This is a genomic window from Bacteroides sp. CAG:189 (assembly GCF_000432295.1).
Taxonomy (GTDB): domain Bacteria; phylum Bacteroidota; class Bacteroidia; order Bacteroidales; family Bacteroidaceae; genus Bacteroides; species Bacteroides salyersiae.
In genome coordinates this window covers 31921-34730 of record NZ_HF991003.1, presented here as the reverse complement: position 1 = coordinate 34730, position 2810 = coordinate 31921, and the positions used below count along the sequence as shown (strand labels likewise).

The following is a 2810-nucleotide window of genomic DNA, read 5'->3' as shown; positions in this document are numbered from 1 at the left end:
TTCTTACGTCCTGCGGCAGCCCATTCGTCTACATATTCAGCCATTGTAGAAGAGGGGGTGATGGGGTAGATAGCAGCTACTTCAGAAAACATATACGAGATATGTGCAGCAGCTTGGTTACCATCACAAGTGATGAATTTCTTCTGTTTAGTCATAACTAAAAATTAATATTTAAGTAAATAAATCATTTCAAAATACGGATAAGGGAGTAAATGCTTCTTATAGCTCATGGCGTTTTCATCAAGTATTAGTATAAAAAGCCGAACATCCAGAGAGGTATCTGATTGCCGCGGCCTATTTCCGCTTTTTGCAGGGCATACGTCACGTTAGGATTATTTTTTATTTTAGTCCCTTCGCAGCATATTCTGAACGGCATCACTTCATCCACCATGAACGAAATATTCTTGTCTCCCTTATGCACCTTGTGGTCTTTCCACATGGTATTCACAAAGAAAGTGTCGAGCACATCCTGTTCTTCCACTTTTACCGGATAAATGGAGTACATCAGATTGGAGTTGTGCATCATGATCTTTGACGGCTTCTTGGGAAATTCTTCTCCCTTCGGATAAACCAGATTGATGAGGCGGGCATCTGCCAGATACTTGATGTAATTCATTACCGTAGCGCGTGATGTCTGTATATCGGTTGCCAATTGGCTCACGTTGGGAGCTTTGGGACCGTCTACAGCCAACAAATATAGTAATTTTTTTATCTTTGAAAGATATTTCAGTTCAATTTGTTTGATAAGAAGAATATCTACCTCTACCATCATGTTCATTGTCTTGAGCAGGTTTTCCGAAAAATTACGTTTTTCGAGGAAAAAAGGGTAGAAGCCGTGATGCAGATAATCTTGGAAAAAGTCCAACGGGCGTACTTTGGAAAGTATTCCTTTGGCTATCTGCTCGTGGTTACTGAGTATTTCTTCAAGGGAGTAGGCACGGAATTTCATCCCTGTCTGCAGGTTGAGAAATTCACGGAAAGAGAATCCGCGTAGGTTGTAGCTCTTTACGATGTCGCGCAATTCGAGGTTTTCTTCCTTTAGCCGCATTACTGACGAACCGGTGAAGACAATCTTCAGATTCGGGAAACGGTCATAGCACATACGCAATTCTTTGCTCCAGTCCGGGTGTTTGAACACTTGGTCTATCAACAGCACTTTGCCGCCGCGCTTCTGAAACTCGTTGACGAAATCGACAAGACTATGGCCGGAGAAATAGAAGTTGTTCATGTTAATAAAGAGACAGGAACGGTCCGTTCCGAACTTCTCTTTGGCATACTGGAGGAGGAAAGTGGTTTTTCCTACGCCACGGGTCCCTTTGATACCGATCAGACGGTCGCTCCAATCGATTTCGTCCATCAAATCACGACGAACAGGAGCGTTGGTGTGCTCAACAAGGTAAGCGTGTGTGCGGTAGAATGATTCCATTTCTTTTTAGGTTTTTCGGGTGGCAAATATAGTTCTTTTTCTGATAATTGCAAAGTAGAGATAGCAAAATTGTGTTTTTGTTTAGTAACTTTAGTGCTTCTTTCAAGAAGGAGTCATACCGGATGGTGGAACATTGCCGGAGTTTGTCGTTTTGTCAAATTGGTATTTCCATTACTTCAGGAGTGCATTTTATGCGGGTTACGGGACTGTCGAACGGAAATAATGCAGCCATTTCAATTAGCTGTTTGTGTTTTTGCTGCTCAACTTTGTTTATCGAGGGACAAATGTAGTAAAACTTTGCTTGTTTCTGATGATTTGTTTTAAAGAATATCTATTTAGCTTTCTTTTGGTTGTGGAAAATAGGATGTGTAAGCGAGATTGTTAGGCGGCAGATTCGAGAGAGTAAGCGAAATTTGAGGGTGAAAGGAGAATAAAAACAGGTGATGAGAATTGAACACGGTCTAAAATGCGGTTCTTCTTGGTGCAAAATGCAATTCTTCCCGGTAAAGAATACGATTCTTGTCGGTCTAAAATGGGATTCATCCCGGTACAAAATGCATTTTATTTCGGATCAGAGTGTACTTTTGTGTGTATATTTGCAAAATATTCTTCGGTGATCGGTCTGTTTGCATCTCTTTGTAGAAAGAAGGTGTCAGTAAGAAAAGCGATTCAGAGAAAAAAGGATTGGAATATGAAGATAATAAGAACAAAATGACAAAACGGGAGCTTTATCTGTTTAACCCGGACAATGACTTGTCATTGGCAAGCGGAGAGGTGAATTATATGCCTCCTGCCACTGCCAGACGGATGGCGGAGGAGTTGGCTTTATTGCCGGCTTGGTATGCTTCGGCAGGAAGTGCCGTGCTGGCACCTTCAGCCTATAATCTTGCTTTTCTTCGTGAGATGCAGGAGTGTTTGTCTCTACCGGTAGAGTTGGTAACCGAACCGGAAGTAGCTTCGATATCAAATTTGAAGCCGGTGCCTTGGGGATGGAATCCGGCTTTGAAGAGACGGCTCCGGTGTTTGGGGATGCCGGAAACGGAATTGCCTGCTGAGCCGTATCTGGAAAAATTACGGCATTTGTCCCACAGAAGCCAGGCGGTAGAATTATTGCCCCGTTTACAATTGGATGAATCTTTTTGTGGGGAATCTTTTTATCTGACGCAACCGGAAGAATGGTGTCGTTTTGTTGAGAGCCGTGCTTCTTGTCTGCTGAAAGCACCGCTTTCGGGTAGCGGTAAGGGGCTGAACTGGTGTAAAGGGGCATACACTGCTTTTATAGCCGGCTGGTGTAAGCGTGTGGCGGCGCTGCAAGGCGGCATAATAGCAGAGCCCGTATATAATAAGGTAATCGATTTTGCCATGGAATTCTTTTCGGATGGTG

Annotated in this window: 2 protein-coding genes and 1 pseudogene; 1 reads left to right on the top strand and 2 read right to left on the bottom strand. The window is 43.1% G+C overall.

Annotated features, from left to right (window positions below):
* Nucleotides 1-155 (bottom strand): hypothetical protein (locus QVP90_RS19945; protein ID WP_441293871.1); only part of this gene is annotated, 155 nt, incomplete at its 3' end.
* A 92-nt stretch (nt 156-247) separates the two neighbouring features.
* Nucleotides 248-1426 (bottom strand): ATP-binding protein, encoded by a 1179-nt coding sequence (locus QVP90_RS02930; protein ID WP_005929664.1) that lies wholly within the window; start codon nt 1424-1426, stop codon nt 248-250.
* Nucleotides 1427-2137: 711 nt separating this feature from the next.
* On the opposite strand from QVP90_RS02930, the pseudogene QVP90_RS02925 reads away from it, so the two are divergent.
* Nucleotides 2138-2810 (top strand): annotated as a pseudogene (locus QVP90_RS02925) (hypothetical protein); the annotation flags it as partial.

Coding starts and splice junctions, on each gene's coding strand:
- QVP90_RS02930 (WP_005929664.1), bottom strand. CDS start 1,426: ATGGAATCATTCTACCGCACACACGCTTACCTTGTTGAGCACACCAAC.